The following is a 13976-nucleotide window of genomic DNA, read 5'->3' as shown; positions in this document are numbered from 1 at the left end:
CATCCCTCAAACATCAATTCTATTCTCCCTAAATATTCTTGACTTTATGTTTTATCACGCGAAGGTAAGGGTAAAATTAATATGGAACCAAAACAGAAAAGATTTAGAAAGGATGTTTAAAATGGCAGACAAAAAACAAGAACTCATCGATGGACTAAATGTAGACCTTGCTAACGAATACGCTGCAAGTATTATGTACACTTACAATGCAGCAGTTGTATCTGGCTTATATCGTCAAACATTGAAGCCGTTTTTTGAAAGTGAAATTGCAGATGAACAGGGCCATGCCCTTTACCTTGCAGAAAAGATTAAAGTACTAGGCGGTACTCCAACTACAGCTCCAGCTGAAGTAAAGCAGCTTACCGATGTAAAAGAAATGCTTATTGAAGCTCGCACAGCTGAGAAGGATACCATTGATCGATATGAAAAGCGTAAAAAACAAGCTGAAGAACTTGGTTTTACTGAGCTTGTTGTAAAGCTAGACGATATGATTGCGGACGAAACACATCACATGGAAGAAATGGATCGCATTCTTAGCGACGCACGGTTCGAATAAACCACATCCTTATCTATCATCAATAAGGTTAAACATAGAAAAAGAGCCAGCATGGATAACTCCAGCTGGCTCTTTTCTTTATGTTGTTTGGTTTTCTTCTTTCATCATCCGTGTTCGATAAGCATTGATTGCATTTTCACCTAGCCAATCAAGAAAGTGATAATTCACGTAAGCTCCCACAATTGCCCCTACGCCGGGTATCATTTGAAGTAATTTAGGGAGATCAATATAATCTCGATACTCAAGTTGAAAAGTTTTCCAATCATGCTCTTCGTACCTTTTCAGAACGTCTATTGGGCTAAGCCTCTCATCCCAACTAGAAATCTTCCGATAACTATTTCTTCTAGTATCATCAGATGAAAAAGCAAGCTGAAAAATAGTTAGAATAAAAACCCTTTCTTCTATTTTTTTAGCATCATATCCATAAGTGCTAGCGAGGTCAAAGAGTAGCTTCATTTTAATCGATAAAAGCAACGGGAAATCAGCTAAACCTAATAGGATTCCTCCCGCTCCTGTACCAGCACCTTCAGTAGCAGCAATTCGTTTGTATTTACGTATCAATTCTTTCGCCTGTTGATCTCTCACTTGGAGGGATAAATTTTTTTTTGGTGGATGTACCGTATACGTACTTCCAACGAGTACCCCTTGCACCATCGTCTTTATACTATTTGTCACAATTGAATGAAGACGTTCTGGTATAATGCCATTGATTCGATTTTGTATTCTTTTGGCTGCTCGTGAAACCATAGAGGATTTCCTCGTTATTTTTCGCTCCCACGCCTCAAGTTCTTCCGATATTTCGCTTCGATATTCCATGCAACTAAACACCCTTTGCTTATTCATTCCTAACGATTTAAGAGACCGACCTTCTAACTACTTCAGCGCGAGATGTTGCAACAGCAACGGCTACACTTCCTGCTAAAAACACAGATAGAAATACGATCACATCAAAAGATAGAAGAAAAGAAAGAGCTGCAAATGTTACTGCTTGTGCACCCAATAAGCGAAGCAGCATAAGGCGAAACGCTTTACCTTGTTCATAATCTGATACTGGATAAAGCTTTACCATGACATGTGCTTGATAATGAGGATAAAGCGTGCGTAACTGAGTGGCTGTCAGATATATAATCAGCGCAGTACCAATCACTTTCCCAATTAAACCGGGCACAAAAGCAACTACTGCAAGACCTAGAAGCCACAATCTAAAATAAATGCCAAAATACTCGTTACTCCGAATAAAAGCTTTTTGATAAAGAGTAGCATAGACAGAATCAGATGGTAATAGCTTCTCACCCAGGCTACTTAACAATCGTCTTTGTTTAACTGATTGCTTCAATTTAGGAACATCTGTAAATAAGTTAGCCGTACGATAGAATTTCATACTTTGCTTTTCATCCATTGCAAGCAACTTCTCCCATTTGATCGCATATTTCCGTTGCAGAGGGAGAAACATCAAAAAGAAAGTGACGACGAATAGTACGGCAGATAGAGCGACATAGAACCATTGCGCCTGTATGAGCAATAAGTATGTGAATATAATCGTTACAGCAAGTCTTACCAGGATATAAACAATCGTCGAATGGTGAGCTGGCAGATGTAGCTCCATCCATTTCATAAGAACATTCGCGCCTTTTAATACAATTAGTACACAAATCACAAAAACATAATATCCAGTTCCAGCAGCCATTTCATGCTGATAGAGTGGTGCAAGGATCGTCATCACGACTACTGTTGTGAATACTTGTAGAGCAAAGCTATATATAAGTGATTGACGAAAATAACCTTGCAATCGATTCTCAGCAGGTAGCATAAAGACAAGATCTGCTTCGGATAAAAAGAAACGAAGTGGTGTACGAACAAGTACAATAGCCGCAACGATGGTAATAACGGCCACACCTGGAAAGGATTCAGGTAGCACTTTTAGAATTTCACTGTAATAATACGCTCCAAAAATGAGAGACAGAACAAGAGTGAACAAAAAGCTGCTGTTTCCAATTAGCCTGAAATACCGCATCGCAATGTTCCAGAAGGCTCCTGCCCTTTCTTTCCATAAGGTCTGTAGCTGCATCATTTTCCACTCCTGGTCGCTTCGATATAAATGTCATCAAGCGTTGCAGCGCTATTACCGATTTGGTTTCGTAATTCTGTCATTGTTCCTGCCATAACAATTTGTCCATCATGCAAAATAATAAAACGATCGCAGTATCTTTCAGCCGTTGAAAGAATATGGGTGGACATTAGTACTCCAGCCCCTTTATCTTTCATTTCAAGCATCATATCAAGAAATGATTGAATACCGATGGGGTCTAAACCAACAAATGGCTCGTCGACGATATACAGAGATGGCTTCACTAGAAAGGCGCACATAATCATAACCTTTTGTCTCATTCCTTTAGAAAAATGCCCTGGAAACCATTTTTTCATATTCGTCATACGAAATTCCTGCAAAAGTACTTCAGCTCTTTCTTCCCATTCTTCACCAAGTTCATAAGCCAATGCCGTTAACTGCAAATGCTCCCAAAGCGTTAATTCATCATATAATAGAGGTGTTTCGGGTATGTAGGAAAATTGTTTGCGATATCCATCTTTATTATCAGCAAAAGTAGTCCCTCCTACTTTGATTTCGCCATTCATTGGATCAAGTAATCCGAGAATATGCTTAATTGTTGTGCTTTTTCCAGCACCGTTAAGTCCGATCAATCCAACAATTTCATTTGAGTTTACATGTAGAGACACATCGTGAAGGACAGGCTTATTTGCCTGATACCCACCAGTAAGATGACTGACTTCTAAAATTGAATTATTCATAGCGTTCCTCTCATTTCATCATTTGCTTTTATTTTAACAAACTTTTATTTAGGGAGTGATAGACCGAAGTCATTGTTTTTCTTTCACTATCCACATCTTACCTTTTTCATAGAAGAGATGCTAGAAGAGTCGAAAAAACAAGGACCTTGAATAGAATTCCTCTTTTAGGAGCATCCTTTTAAAGAGTGTGACGTCTTCCCTTAATCAAGTTACACTCTTGGCTCTGCACCCCCGGCAGAGCCTTTTTTTATTAGAGTCAATCGCATCAAATAAGAAAATTATGGTACGATTAGTAAAAAGATTGAAAGGATGATACTCATGAGTCATTCACCAGATTGTATCTTCTGCAAAATTATTAATGGGGATATCCCTTCTGCCAAAGTTTACGAAAATGATGATGTATTGGCTTTTCTTGACCTCACCCAGGTAACAGAAGGTCACACCCTCGTTATTCCCAAAAAGCATAAACAAAACATCTACGAACTTGAGGCTGAAACGGCCTCGAAGCTCTTTGAAGCGGTTCCTGAGATTGCAAATGCTTTAAAAGCCAACTTTACCCCTGAAGGGATGAATATTCTTAATAACAATGAAGCCATTGCAGGACAATCTGTCTTCCATTACCATCTCCACCTGATTCCACGCTACGGAAAAGGAGACGGGTTTGGAGCTGTTTGGAAGACACATGAAGATGAGTACGATGCAGAGAAGTTGCAGCGCCTAGCTGAAGGGATTCGTTCACATTTATCTCAATAAACCTTTCTCACCACTTGAAAAGAGACCGCTACGGTCTCTTTTTAATTTGGGAACGAGTCATTTCATTTAACGTATAAAAACCATTTGGTATTCCCCAATCAGGATGTTCAAATGTATGTTCCATTCCATTTAACATTGTAGATAATTTAGTACGTAAATCAGGATTCCACCTTAATTCATGTATGAACTCTTCACGATGACCCCCGTAACCAAGCATTGCTTTCAATTCGTTTAATAAATCTGCTTGCCACATAGAAGGCAATTCAGATTCTCCCGGAATATCTCTAAATCGAACATAAGAGCCTTCTCTCAAAAAAGCATGTGGATAGTAATAAGCATATACTCGCTCAAATTGTTCGCCTGTTTTCAGCGTTAACTTTCCGTGAAGATGTTCTCGTAGCACATACCCACCTTCTGTCCTATTTAAAAGCTCGAGCTGTTCACGATCAACAAACGTTACCCAAACTTCTGTCTTTGCTCCAGGAACAGGGGCAATAACAGCAGGGAGCGCACCATATGGCGCAAGAAAAGCCCCCGCCACTACGTCCGTATCCTTTAATTCTGCTCGATAATATAGAATAAAGTCACTTAAATCAGGATTAAGACTAAATTTATACCGAAGTTGAGCGAGACAAACATTTGATCCATAAGCTAGGAGGGGTATTCGCTCTTCTATTGGAGATAAACCTTCTGATAATAGAAGCTCCTCTACTGTGAATTGTTCAGAACTAGAAAAAGCTAATGATCCTGAAACATCCTCTCCTCTAGCATAATGAACAATTTGTTTTTCAACGGGTACGTGTTCGCTTTCATCAATTCGATGGGCTTTTCCATTATGGTACAGAAAAGACGAAGCTGGTCGTGGCCCAGGGTAAATATCTGGATGATCGTATGGTCCGATATGAGTTGGTTTGTTTTCGCGATACATTGCATAACACCACTTTCTTAACATTCACTTCTATATAGAATAGCAAAACACAAGCAGAGAGCAAATGCTTCTGCTTCAATCGAACGAAATATTCGAAAAGATTAGAAAAAACATAGCTACGCTGATTCTTTTAATGATAGGATGAATACAAGTTTAATTGAAGCATCGCATTACATTGCTAAAGGAGTGTCGAATCGTGGAGCGTCGTTATAATTTTAATGCTGGTCCGTCTGCTTTACCGCAAGATGTGCTTAGTCATGCTCAATCAGAGCTTCTTAATTATCAGCAGCAAGGCATGTCAATTATGGAGTTTAGTCATCGTAGTAAAGAGTATCAGAGAATTCATGATGGAGCTAATGAACTCCTTAGAGAATTACTTGAGATTCCAGATGATTATGAAGTTCTTTTTCTTCAAGGCGGAGCGAGCCTGCAGTTCTCAATGATTCCGATGAATTTTCTTCATCAAGGTTATATGGCAAACTACTTGCTCACTGGAAGCTGGTCTCAAAAGGCCTTAACAGAAGCCCAAAAAATCGGGGAAGCGTACATTGGGGGCAGTAGTAAAGAAGCGGATTTCAAACGTATACCCGATTTAAACGCACTAAAATATGGGGAGAATGATGCCTATGTTCACCTGACATCAAATAATACAATCCACGGAACGCAGTGGAAGAGCTTTCCTCAGCGTAAAGAGTCCACGTTTATTGCGGATATGTCGAGTGATATCTTGAGTCGCTCTCTTCCGATCGACCAATTCGGACTTATTTATGCTGGTGCCCAGAAAAACCTAGGACCAGCCGGTGTTACAGTTGTCATTTTGAAAAAGGATCTACTGAGTGAAATTCCAGATAATCTCCCTACCATGTTAGATTACCGTACTCATGTTGATAAAAAATCTCTTTATAACACTCCCCCGTCCTTCGCTATCTATATGTTATCTCTCGTTCTAGAATGGACGAAGAAAAAGGGTGGTTTAAAAGAAATAGAGAAAATGAACGCCGATAAAACAAAATTACTTTATACCACCATTGATGGTAGTAAAGGTTTTTATAGTGGAACAGCCGAGGCAGACAGTCGTTCCTCTATGAACGTAACCTTTACTCTTCCTAGTAAAGAGCTTGAAGAGCTGTTTCTTAAAGAAGCAGAAGAGGAAGGTTTTGTAGGGCTGAAAGGCCACCGTTCTGTTGGCGGATGTCGTGCTTCCATTTATAACGCCGTTCCGTTGGACTCTGTACGCGCTCTTAGTGACTTTATGAATACGTTCCATCACAAACACAATATTTAACACTTTTCAATAGGACCTTCGTTTGTTATGATATACAAAATTAGTTCTTTCGCAGCAGGCACCTAGCGCACTGCTGGAGAGAATACCATCGAATGATGGAGAATGAGTTGAGAAGAGGAGAGATTTTTTATGAAAACGAAAAATTTAGTACTAATGGCTTTACTGCTTGGTATTGGAACAATTCTTCACGCGATTATTCCTGGTTTAATTTCAGGAATGAAAAACGATATGCTTCTAACGATGATGTTTCTAGGAATCTTACTATTCCCTGAGCGTAAAAGTGTTCTTGTACTTGGTCTTGCAACAGGCGTTATATCTGCTGCAACAACAACCTTTCCTGGTGGACAGCTTGCAAACATGATTGATAAGCCCGTTACAGCATTTGCATTCTTTGGACTATATCTTCTTGTTCAGCGTTTTGGACAGTCGCTAGTAACTGTTGGGATCCTAACAGCCATTGGAACAATGATTAGCGGTGCTATTTTCCTTGGAGCTGCACTTGTTTTCACCGGACTGCCTGGTGGCGCTGCATTTACAGGATTGTTTTTAACTGTCGTTTTACCAACCGCTGCAGTAAACACCATCGCAATGGTACTAATCTTTCCAGTTGTTCAATCGATTCTTAAACGCACTAGTTTTGCTTTTTAAATGTAACAAAAATCCGGCCAAATTGGCCGGATTTTTTATATTCTCACTCCAGTTTCCCACTCACGAAACTTTTCTAGTTCATTCTTTAATTGCCCTGCTACAAATCCGATTACAGCTACATCGTCTAGTAAGCCGATACCAACTAATAAATCTGGCACTGCATCAATCGGACTCACAAAATAAAGAAGTGCTCCCACAATCATGATGACAGATTTTTTCGAGATATCACGATAACGACCTTTTCTAACTTCTTGAACGAGTCGTGAGAATGTTTTCACATCAACCCACATATCATCCATTCCTTTACGACCCTTATAGAGAGCTCCCTTTTTTAGAGATTCAATGGACACTTCTTGCATTCGGTCTTTATCTTTCATTACGGAAACTGCTTTTTTTGTCATTCGTTTAAAAACACTTTTCACCATACGATTCATCTTTTCACGCTCCTTTGCTACCCTTCTCTCTATAAGATACCTCAAAAGAGCGTCTTTCTAACCACCTATGTGATTTTTTTATGTTTGCGACTTGAAACGGCTGGGGAAAATAAGAAAGCGTACTAGAAAACAAGCATAGCCATCGAAATACCTAGAACTAGAAAAACAAGGGCACAAGTTCCAAACAAGTAAGCACTTTTTTGCTTCCGAATCATTTGTTCATTATGAAAAGAATATTTTCTAATAAGTAACAATCGACTAACCATAGCGGTTAATAATAAACTACCAGCTGCTATGAGAAAAAAGATAAATCCAGCCACACCCGTCCCCTCCCATTCCCTTAGCGTATAGTTAAAGGTATATGTAAGAAAAGCTGTTTTCATAACCTAATAGAATAATGAACAAAATAAGCAGGATTTTTTAAGGGGACGGCGAACTAATTTGTTTAAGTGGCTATATAAGGATTTGGATAGGAAAGGATGATCATCATGGGGAAAGCGAAGACATTATTAACAGGATTTATATTTGGAGGGGTCGTTTCAGCCGCTTCTGTACTTTTAACAACACCTAAATCAGGCAAAGAAATAATCGCTGAAACAAAAATAAAGAGCGATGACATAAAAGAAGGGTTTGCAAAGCTTAAAAGCGATTTGAACGAGCTTAGTACTCAAGTTAAACAGTTGTCTTCTGAAGGAAAAGAAGTGATCCAAGAAGTAGCTGCTGATTTGAAGCGCTCTATTTCTTCTTATCAACAGGACATTCAACCTAATTTAACAAGATTAAAAGAAGATGTAGAAGAAATGCAAAAGACAATTGAGACAGTTAAAGATGAAGTAAACAGTCCGGCTTCAAAATAGCCGGTTTTTTTACAGACGATCAACAATATTCTAATATAGCTTGAAAGACCGAGAAGAAAAGGAGGGCCTTTATGAAGGAAGAACAGGAAATTTCAATTCAAGAAGCGATGATTTTCAGTCATCGAATAGGCCAATTGAGTAAAGCACTCTGGAAATCTGTTGAACGTGATTGGCAAGAGTGGCTAAAGCCTTTTGATCTTAACATTAATGAACATCATATCCTTTCCATTGCTTACCACCTTGACGGGTCTTCTATTTCTGATATTGCCAAATTTGGTGTGATGCATGTTTCAACCGCATTTAATTTTTCAAAAAAGTTAGAATCTCGATCTCTTCTCACTTTTTCAAAAAAAGAGAATGATAAGCGCAATACATATGTACAACTTACTGAAAAGGGTGAGAAATTGTTGCAGGAAACGTGGAAACATTACTCTCCGAATCGTGATAGTGTTTTAAAAGCTTCCATGCCTATTCGAGACCTTTATGGTAAGTTTCCTGAATTTACAGAAATGATGTGTGTCATTAAGGAACTTTACGGGGAAGACTTTATGGAAATTTTCCAAAAGTCGTTCACCAAGCTTGAAAGTGAATTCTCAAGAGAATTCACAAGCCAGGATGACGAAGGACGATTAAAATCGTTTTAACGATAAGGTGATACTTTCAGAAGTGTCTCCATTAGTTCTCGGTAAGTCTCTTCCTGAGCAAGTAGTGCTTTAATTGTCATTAGCGGATCTAACTTAATATTTAACATACCTACAAAATGCGTGAGCAACGTTGAACGGTTTAAGAGACCTTCTTCGATTTGTTCATGCATTTTTTTATTTACTTCTACACATAATTGAAACACTTCTGTTACCTCAGCCTCGGTTAGTCCTCTGTCAATCACAAGGCGGTAAAATGGGTATTCTCCTTCCTCTTCCATCTTAGCAAGTAAGCGCATATGAAACTCAATTCGATCTAATCTTTTGTGGATAGCTTCCATGTTAACTTAACTCCTTACTTTGCGATCAATTGTACTTATAGTTTACCGGAACAGGGTATAAATTGAAATGTATTTTCCAGACTAATCCAGCGCGAAAAAGCGCTGATTTTGTCAAAAAGATTTCGACTTATTTCTTTACAAAAAAACGTGTTGATTTCTGCGTAGAATCGCTGTACAGTATACGAGTATTCACTATAACACGAACCCACATGAAAGTTACGGAAGCAGGTGATTCTTATGAATTGTTGGAAATCGATTTACCTTAATCGTGAATTCGGAACACATCGATTAACTATTTTCTCGATGCTGTTAACTCTATTATACTTTATTGCATTTTATCTCGTCTTCAGTATGTTATATCCGACAACAAAACATGCGATTGTACCGATAATACCGTTTCTCGGTTCCCTGGCTGTCCTTTTTCCGATTCATAAGCTGATCCACTGGCTTCCTTTAACATTAGCCGGCTTAAAAGCAACAATGAAATTGGAAAAAGGATTTGTCCTCCTACCGACGATGCGCTGTGAAACGTGCAGTCCAATTTCAAGAAATCTTTTCTTAATTGCAGCTCTTGCACCAGCCGTTACGATTACGACTGCCGCAATTGTTGCATCAGTTTACATGCCAGCCTATGTATCGTTTTTCTCTATTCTAGCTGCGATTAACCTTGGTTTTAGCTTTAGCGACTTTCTTTATGCCTCTCAAGTGCTACGCGCACCAAAGAATGCATACGTAGAAGACCGCAGTGAAGGTTTTCATATCCTTATTAAACGAGCTTCTTAACTTACATCAAAAAGGGAAGAAGAAATCCAAAAAGAACAGAGCGCTAAAATTTGCGCTCTGTTCTTTTACTATTGCCTTGCAGTCAGCAGTATTGAATTCTCATAAGACTTCCTTCATAATAATGTTAGGACAACATGCTAATTAATAGGATAGTAGGCATCGAATACAATTTCATCATTAGGAAGGTCGAATGATTTCGCCCTAAGCTTCATATCATTCTTCAATTCTAATTCGCTTACAGCCATATAAATTGTCCCTTTATCAGAATCAATTGTTATTTCAGGCGGCAATGATGCCTGCTTTTTTATAAAGGAAAGAACTTTATCACTTGGAAGCTCAAGCAGACCAATCTGAAAAGATTCTTCTTTTAATAAAAGATCACCATTTGGCTGTACCTGAGGCTCGAATTTAAGAAAAAAGTCCACTTTCCGATCAAAAATTGTTACGTACCCTTGAAAAGATGCTAGCTCATCGAGATTAACACTATATCCAATGTTTTTTTGTTTCTCACTGTACTTTTCAAGTTCTTGATTAATGATTTCATTCAATTCATCTTTTTTCATCTGAATCGAAAATGTCGTTTCAAAAGGTTCTTCTGTATTTTTCTCATTTGAGAGTTTGGCAATCTCACTTTCAGGAAAATAGTATTGATAGAATCCTACGACACCTGCAAAAATGAGGACGACAGCAGCTAAGAGAATGATAAAGGCCGTCTTCCATCGGTTTTTAAACATTTGAACAGCTCCTTATGGGACGAATATTTTCCATGATACTACGGATTGAAAGATAAGTTAAAGAAAACCGTTATATATTTCTTCGAATTAACGAAATGGACTCTGGGAGGTTCTTACATGACCATTATTGGATTATTCTTCATCCTATTTGCGACTTTCATTCTAGTTACATTTAACTCTATGACAAATGCCCTATGCTTGAAGAAAAACATTCCTGAAGAAAAACAGCCAAATGTATTTAGAACCATTAACGTTCTTATTACGATTTTGCTCATTTCTTCCTACGTAGAAGTTTTATTCACTTAAGACACAAAGAGCGTGTCTCCATGCATACTCAAAAAAGATGAGGCGATAAGCCTCATCTTTTTTTGTTTCGCCTGCTTCGTCTGCACGACTATTGCCGTTCAAAAAAAGAGGAGGTTTCCTGCATTTAATTATATCAATTTCACACAGAACCTGGTTGTTTTGTGTAATTTTTCTCATATTTCCAATTCAATTTAACTTCACATATCTTTCTATGCTATAGTATTAACTGTATCACAATATTGTTAAATTTAACTAACCCTTTAGGAGTGTATACTTGATGAAAAAAATGTTCATTATGCTTTCTGCTTTAATCGCTTTACTTGCGATATCGGCTTGCAGCAATGATTCAGGAGATAATTCAGAAGCTGTCGTTGAAACAAGTGCTGGAAATGTTACACAGGAAGAATTTTATCAAGCATTAAAAGATCAAGCTGGTGAATCGGTACTAAGCGATCTAGTCCAAACGAAAATTCTAGAAGATAAATACGATGTTTCTGATAAAGAAGTTGAGAAAGAACTCGATAAGATCAAAGAAAATTTTGAAACAGATGAGCAACTTGAACAAGCCCTTCAGTCAAATGGATACCAGGACATTGAGCAGTTTAAAGTCGATGTGCGAAAGCAACTTCTTGCTCAAAAAGCGGCGACCGACGGTGTAGAGGTAACGGACGAGAAGCTTAAAGAATTCTATGAAGATAATAAGAACCTCTTCACAGAACTAGAAGCAAGCCACATTTTAGTTGACGATGAAGAAACAGCGAAAGAAGTTCAAAAGAAACTAGAAGACGGCGGAGATTTCGCTGAACTTGCAAAAGAATATTCAAAGGATGGATCTGCTGAAAATGGCGGTGATCTTGGCGTATTCAAACAAGGTGACATGGTTGCAGAGTTTGAAGAAGCTGCCTTTGCATTGAAAGAAGGCGAAGTAAGTGACATTGTTCAATCACAATTTGGCTATCACATTATTAAGCTAAAGAAGAAAACAGTTATGTCATTTGAAGATGCAAAAGATCAAGTTGAAGAACAGTACATGCTACAAAATGCAAAAGACGTTCCAACAGTTATTGATGAATTAATCAAAGAATCTGATATTAAAGTAAAAGATGATCAGTTTGAAGATCTCTTCAAAACAGAAGAGACGGAAGAAAACACTGAAACTGAAGAGTCTGACGAGACACAATCAGAAGAATAACGTTAAAAAGACGAATGGGCTTAGCCCTTTCGTCTTTTTTATTGTGCTATTCCGGTATTCGCTGTTTCCTACGTTCGCGTTCTTCTTCCATTCTTTCCACGTACACTCTACCTTCTTCTTCAATATGAATCTGATCAACTTTTCTCTCTTCCGCTGTTAATTGCATTGTCTTATAACCACTGTAGACAATACCGGCTAGGACAAAATAAATCCACCATGGAAATTGAGAGAGTACGCCTGATAATGTGGCCGATATCTCTGTGAGTTGAAACAAACTTAAAATGAATAAAAAACCTAGAAGTATAAGAACGCCTTTCCTCATCCAAAGCACTTCCTTTCTTTCGTACAAGCTTCTTCAATTACTACACTTTATGTACAAAAGAAATGAATTATACCAGTTAGAAGAGTTAGGAATGGTTAACTCCCTGTTTCTCAGTCATGTTAAACATTACAAAGTAGAGAACAGCTGCACTCACTGCAAGAAAACTGATCAAGTAAAACGTCCACTGAAATCCTATTAAGGCTGTAAGTGGTATAGCTACTGGGGCGACCGTTCTACCGACAGTAAAACGAAGACTTGCAGCTGCAAAATATTGACCACGCATATGTTCTGGAGCTAGACGTGAAACGAATCCTTCTTGAATACCAACAACCATCAGCTCTCCCATTGTAAAAATAAACATAGCAATAGCAAGAAGCCATATAGAAGTAACGTTTCCGAATAAGATCATGCTTAGCGCATAGATCAAACAAGAAACAATAAAAACATTTCGCTCTTTAAATTGATTCATTTTAGTCGTCATATAAACGGTTAACAGCGCAACCAGTAAGCCATTCTCTGATATAAGCCAACTAAATATCTGATTGCCATCTGCTCTGATCGCAGTATCTAAGAACGCAAACACAGCTTGCTCTGGCACTTTTTCGCTTAAATAAACTGCAATTAATAAATCAAGCTGCATAAATGTCTGAGCGACAAGGACGCCAGCCAAAATAAATAACAGAAAAATTTTGTCATTCGCAATCACTCGATAGTCTTGAAGCTGAGTCCAAAGAAACTTTGTCCATTTCGTAGAAGAATCTTTAACGAGACTATTTTGTCTCTTTTCAGGAGCTGTCTCACGAATAAAGATGGAAATTAATACTGCTAAAGAGAAGCTGACGGCAGCAGCAATTAATAGTAAACCAAATCGATGCTGAAAGAAGAATAGTCCGCCTAGAATTGGACCGACGACAACTGAAATATTGAGCGCCGTATAGAAGACAGCAAAGACTGTATTCCTGTCTTTTTCTTCTACAACATCTGCAACCATGGCATGACTAGCTGGCCAGTACAATGATCCGAAGATGCCAAGAACAGAAAAGCTTACAAACGTTAGCATCGGGGAACTAAGCCATGGAGAATTCGCAAACGCAAACACCACAAACGTGAATCCCTGCCCTAGAGCAGAAAGAAACATCATTTGCTTTCTTCCATATTGATCCGCGCAATACCCACCAACTAAATTAGCGATAACGGCAACAACCTGAGACAAAACGAGTAAAAGACCTGCCATTCCCTTTCCAAATGAATCTGAAAAATATATGGCCATAAAGGGAAAGAACATCCAAAAAAGAATGTTCATCATTCCCTCTCCAATTAGTCTAATCTTTAAATTCCGATCCCAATCCTTTATTTTCATCTCCATCCTCCGAGTTGTCCTTTTTCTC

General features: G+C 38.3%; 19 protein-coding genes. 9 read left to right on the top strand and 10 right to left on the bottom strand.

What is annotated here, in order from left to right:
* Window positions 1-121 precede the first annotated feature (121 nt).
* Entirely contained in the window at window positions 122-556 is a 435-nt protein-coding gene (locus LCL91_RS17415; RefSeq protein ID WP_098446445.1) for a ferritin-like domain-containing protein, read from the top strand.
* Window positions 557-634: 78 nt separating this feature from the next.
* Here LCL91_RS17415 and LCL91_RS17410 read toward each other — a convergent pair whose 3' ends face one another.
* From LCL91_RS17410 to LCL91_RS17400, 3 genes are read right to left on the bottom strand one after another with little or no spacing between them, the layout of a single operon-like run.
* Complete coding sequence (locus LCL91_RS17410) at window positions 635-1372, bottom strand: EcsC family protein (protein ID WP_224884170.1); 738 nt, start codon at window positions 1370-1372, stop codon at window positions 635-637.
* 37 nt (window positions 1373-1409) lie between these two features.
* Complete coding sequence (locus LCL91_RS17405) at window positions 1410-2624, bottom strand: ABC transporter permease (RefSeq protein ID WP_224884168.1); 1215 nt, start codon at window positions 2622-2624, stop codon at window positions 1410-1412.
* Window positions 2624-3364, bottom strand: a complete 741-nt coding sequence (locus LCL91_RS17400; protein ID WP_224884166.1) for an ABC transporter ATP-binding protein — start codon at window positions 3362-3364, stop codon at window positions 2624-2626. Before LCL91_RS17400 ends, LCL91_RS17405 begins: the two co-directional genes overlap by 1 nt.
* A gap of 318 nt (window positions 3365-3682) precedes the next feature.
* Between LCL91_RS17400 and LCL91_RS17395 the strand changes: the two genes are divergently transcribed.
* Entirely contained in the window at window positions 3683-4117 is a 435-nt protein-coding gene (locus LCL91_RS17395) for an HIT family protein (RefSeq protein WP_224884164.1), read from the top strand.
* Between the two features lie 28 nt (window positions 4118-4145).
* Here LCL91_RS17395 and LCL91_RS17390 read toward each other — a convergent pair whose 3' ends face one another.
* Window positions 4146-5045, bottom strand: coding sequence for a hypothetical protein (locus LCL91_RS17390; RefSeq protein WP_224884162.1), 900 nt, complete (start codon window positions 5043-5045; stop codon window positions 4146-4148).
* A 196-nt stretch (window positions 5046-5241) separates the two neighbouring features.
* On the opposite strand from LCL91_RS17390, the gene serC reads away from it, so the two are divergent.
* Both serC and LCL91_RS17380 read left to right on the top strand, forming a co-directional pair.
* Window positions 5242-6330, top strand: coding sequence for a 3-phosphoserine/phosphohydroxythreonine transaminase (gene serC / locus LCL91_RS17385; protein ID WP_224884160.1), 1089 nt, complete (start codon window positions 5242-5244; stop codon window positions 6328-6330).
* A gap of 129 nt (window positions 6331-6459) precedes the next feature.
* Window positions 6460-6978 (top strand): tryptophan transporter, encoded by a 519-nt coding sequence (locus LCL91_RS17380; protein ID WP_224884158.1) that lies wholly within the window; start codon window positions 6460-6462, stop codon window positions 6976-6978.
* A gap of 35 nt (window positions 6979-7013) precedes the next feature.
* Here LCL91_RS17380 and LCL91_RS17375 read toward each other — a convergent pair whose 3' ends face one another.
* Window positions 7014-7412, bottom strand: a complete 399-nt coding sequence (locus LCL91_RS17375) for a YkvA family protein (RefSeq protein WP_098446437.1) — start codon at window positions 7410-7412, stop codon at window positions 7014-7016.
* A gap of 122 nt (window positions 7413-7534) precedes the next feature.
* Window positions 7535-7732 carry a hypothetical protein gene (locus LCL91_RS17370; protein WP_160921423.1) on the bottom strand — a complete coding sequence of 66 codons (198 nt, stop codon included), beginning with the start codon at window positions 7730-7732 and terminating at the stop codon, window positions 7535-7537.
* 168 nt (window positions 7733-7900) lie between these two features.
* On the opposite strand from LCL91_RS17370, the gene LCL91_RS17365 reads away from it, so the two are divergent.
* A complete protein-coding gene (locus LCL91_RS17365; RefSeq protein ID WP_224884156.1) occupies window positions 7901-8269 on the top strand; it encodes a YtxH domain-containing protein in 369 nt (122 codons plus the stop codon).
* Window positions 8270-8340: 71 nt separating this feature from the next.
* Entirely contained in the window at window positions 8341-8913 is a 573-nt protein-coding gene (locus LCL91_RS17360) for an HTH-type transcriptional regulator Hpr (RefSeq protein ID WP_224884154.1), read from the top strand.
* On the opposite strand, the gene LCL91_RS17355 is transcribed toward LCL91_RS17360, so the two are convergent.
* Window positions 8910-9251, bottom strand: a complete 342-nt coding sequence (locus LCL91_RS17355; RefSeq protein WP_098446433.1) for a DUF1878 family protein — start codon at window positions 9249-9251, stop codon at window positions 8910-8912. The two genes, LCL91_RS17360 and LCL91_RS17355, sit on opposite strands and share 4 nt — an antisense overlap.
* Window positions 9252-9488: 237 nt before the next feature.
* On the opposite strand from LCL91_RS17355, the gene LCL91_RS17350 reads away from it, so the two are divergent.
* Entirely contained in the window at window positions 9489-10034 is a 546-nt protein-coding gene (locus LCL91_RS17350; RefSeq protein ID WP_224884152.1) for a DUF3267 domain-containing protein, read from the top strand.
* 137 nt (window positions 10035-10171) lie between these two features.
* Here LCL91_RS17350 and LCL91_RS17345 read toward each other — a convergent pair whose 3' ends face one another.
* Complete coding sequence (locus LCL91_RS17345; protein ID WP_224884149.1) at window positions 10172-10768, bottom strand: YpmS family protein; 597 nt, start codon at window positions 10766-10768, stop codon at window positions 10172-10174.
* Window positions 10769-10894: 126 nt separating this feature from the next.
* Here LCL91_RS17345 and LCL91_RS17340 point away from each other — a divergent pair, with 126 nt between their 5' ends.
* Entirely contained in the window at window positions 10895-11074 is a 180-nt protein-coding gene (locus tag LCL91_RS17340) for a hypothetical protein (RefSeq protein WP_159787079.1), read from the top strand.
* A gap of 277 nt (window positions 11075-11351) precedes the next feature.
* Window positions 11352-12266 (top strand): peptidylprolyl isomerase, encoded by a 915-nt coding sequence (locus tag LCL91_RS17335; RefSeq protein WP_224884147.1) that lies wholly within the window; start codon window positions 11352-11354, stop codon window positions 12264-12266.
* 46 nt (window positions 12267-12312) lie between these two features.
* Here LCL91_RS17335 and LCL91_RS17330 read toward each other — a convergent pair whose 3' ends face one another.
* Window positions 12313-12588 carry a sporulation YhaL family protein gene (locus LCL91_RS17330; protein WP_098446429.1) on the bottom strand — a complete coding sequence of 92 codons (276 nt, stop codon included), beginning with the start codon at window positions 12586-12588 and terminating at the stop codon, window positions 12313-12315.
* An 85-nt stretch (window positions 12589-12673) separates the two neighbouring features.
* Window positions 12674-13948 (bottom strand): MDR family MFS transporter, encoded by a 1275-nt coding sequence (locus LCL91_RS17325; protein ID WP_224884145.1) that lies wholly within the window; start codon window positions 13946-13948, stop codon window positions 12674-12676.
* Window positions 13949-13976 lie beyond the last annotated feature (28 nt).

The organism is Guptibacillus hwajinpoensis (genome assembly GCF_020171785.1).
GTDB classification, from domain to species: domain Bacteria; phylum Bacillota; class Bacilli; order Bacillales; family Guptibacillaceae; genus Guptibacillus; species Guptibacillus sedimenti.
This window is presented reverse-complemented; position numbering and strand designations above follow the sequence as displayed.

What these genes read in the sequence shown, in the direction of transcription:
- LCL91_RS17415 (WP_098446445.1), top strand. Translation starts at nt 122, where the DNA reads ATGGCAGACAAAAAACAAGAACTCATCGATGGACTAAATGTAGACCTT.
- LCL91_RS17410 (WP_224884170.1), bottom strand. Translation starts at nt 1,372, where the DNA reads ATGGAATATCGAAGCGAAATATCGGAAGAACTTGAGGCGTGGGAGCGA.
- LCL91_RS17405 (WP_224884168.1), bottom strand. Translation starts at nt 2,624, where the DNA reads ATGCAGCTACAGACCTTATGGAAAGAAAGGGCAGGAGCCTTCTGGAAC.
- LCL91_RS17400 (WP_224884166.1), bottom strand. Translation starts at nt 3,364, where the DNA reads ATGAATAATTCAATTTTAGAAGTCAGTCATCTTACTGGTGGGTATCAG.
- LCL91_RS17395 (WP_224884164.1), top strand. Translation starts at nt 3,683, where the DNA reads ATGAGTCATTCACCAGATTGTATCTTCTGCAAAATTATTAATGGGGAT.
- LCL91_RS17390 (WP_224884162.1), bottom strand. Translation starts at nt 5,045, where the DNA reads ATGTATCGCGAAAACAAACCAACTCATATCGGACCATACGATCATCCA.
- LCL91_RS17380 (WP_224884158.1), top strand. Translation starts at nt 6,460, where the DNA reads ATGAAAACGAAAAATTTAGTACTAATGGCTTTACTGCTTGGTATTGGA.
- LCL91_RS17375 (WP_098446437.1), bottom strand. Translation starts at nt 7,412, where the DNA reads ATGAATCGTATGGTGAAAAGTGTTTTTAAACGAATGACAAAAAAAGCA.
- LCL91_RS17365 (WP_224884156.1), top strand. Translation starts at nt 7,901, where the DNA reads ATGGGGAAAGCGAAGACATTATTAACAGGATTTATATTTGGAGGGGTC.
- LCL91_RS17360 (WP_224884154.1), top strand. Translation starts at nt 8,341, where the DNA reads ATGAAGGAAGAACAGGAAATTTCAATTCAAGAAGCGATGATTTTCAGT.
- LCL91_RS17355 (WP_098446433.1), bottom strand. Translation starts at nt 9,251, where the DNA reads ATGGAAGCTATCCACAAAAGATTAGATCGAATTGAGTTTCATATGCGC.
- LCL91_RS17350 (WP_224884152.1), top strand. Translation starts at nt 9,489, where the DNA reads ATGAATTGTTGGAAATCGATTTACCTTAATCGTGAATTCGGAACACAT.
- LCL91_RS17345 (WP_224884149.1), bottom strand. Translation starts at nt 10,768, where the DNA reads ATGTTTAAAAACCGATGGAAGACGGCCTTTATCATTCTCTTAGCTGCT.
- LCL91_RS17335 (WP_224884147.1), top strand. Translation starts at nt 11,352, where the DNA reads ATGAAAAAAATGTTCATTATGCTTTCTGCTTTAATCGCTTTACTTGCG.
- LCL91_RS17330 (WP_098446429.1), bottom strand. Translation starts at nt 12,588, where the DNA reads ATGAGGAAAGGCGTTCTTATACTTCTAGGTTTTTTATTCATTTTAAGT.
- LCL91_RS17325 (WP_224884145.1), bottom strand. Translation starts at nt 13,948, where the DNA reads ATGAAAATAAAGGATTGGGATCGGAATTTAAAGATTAGACTAATTGGA.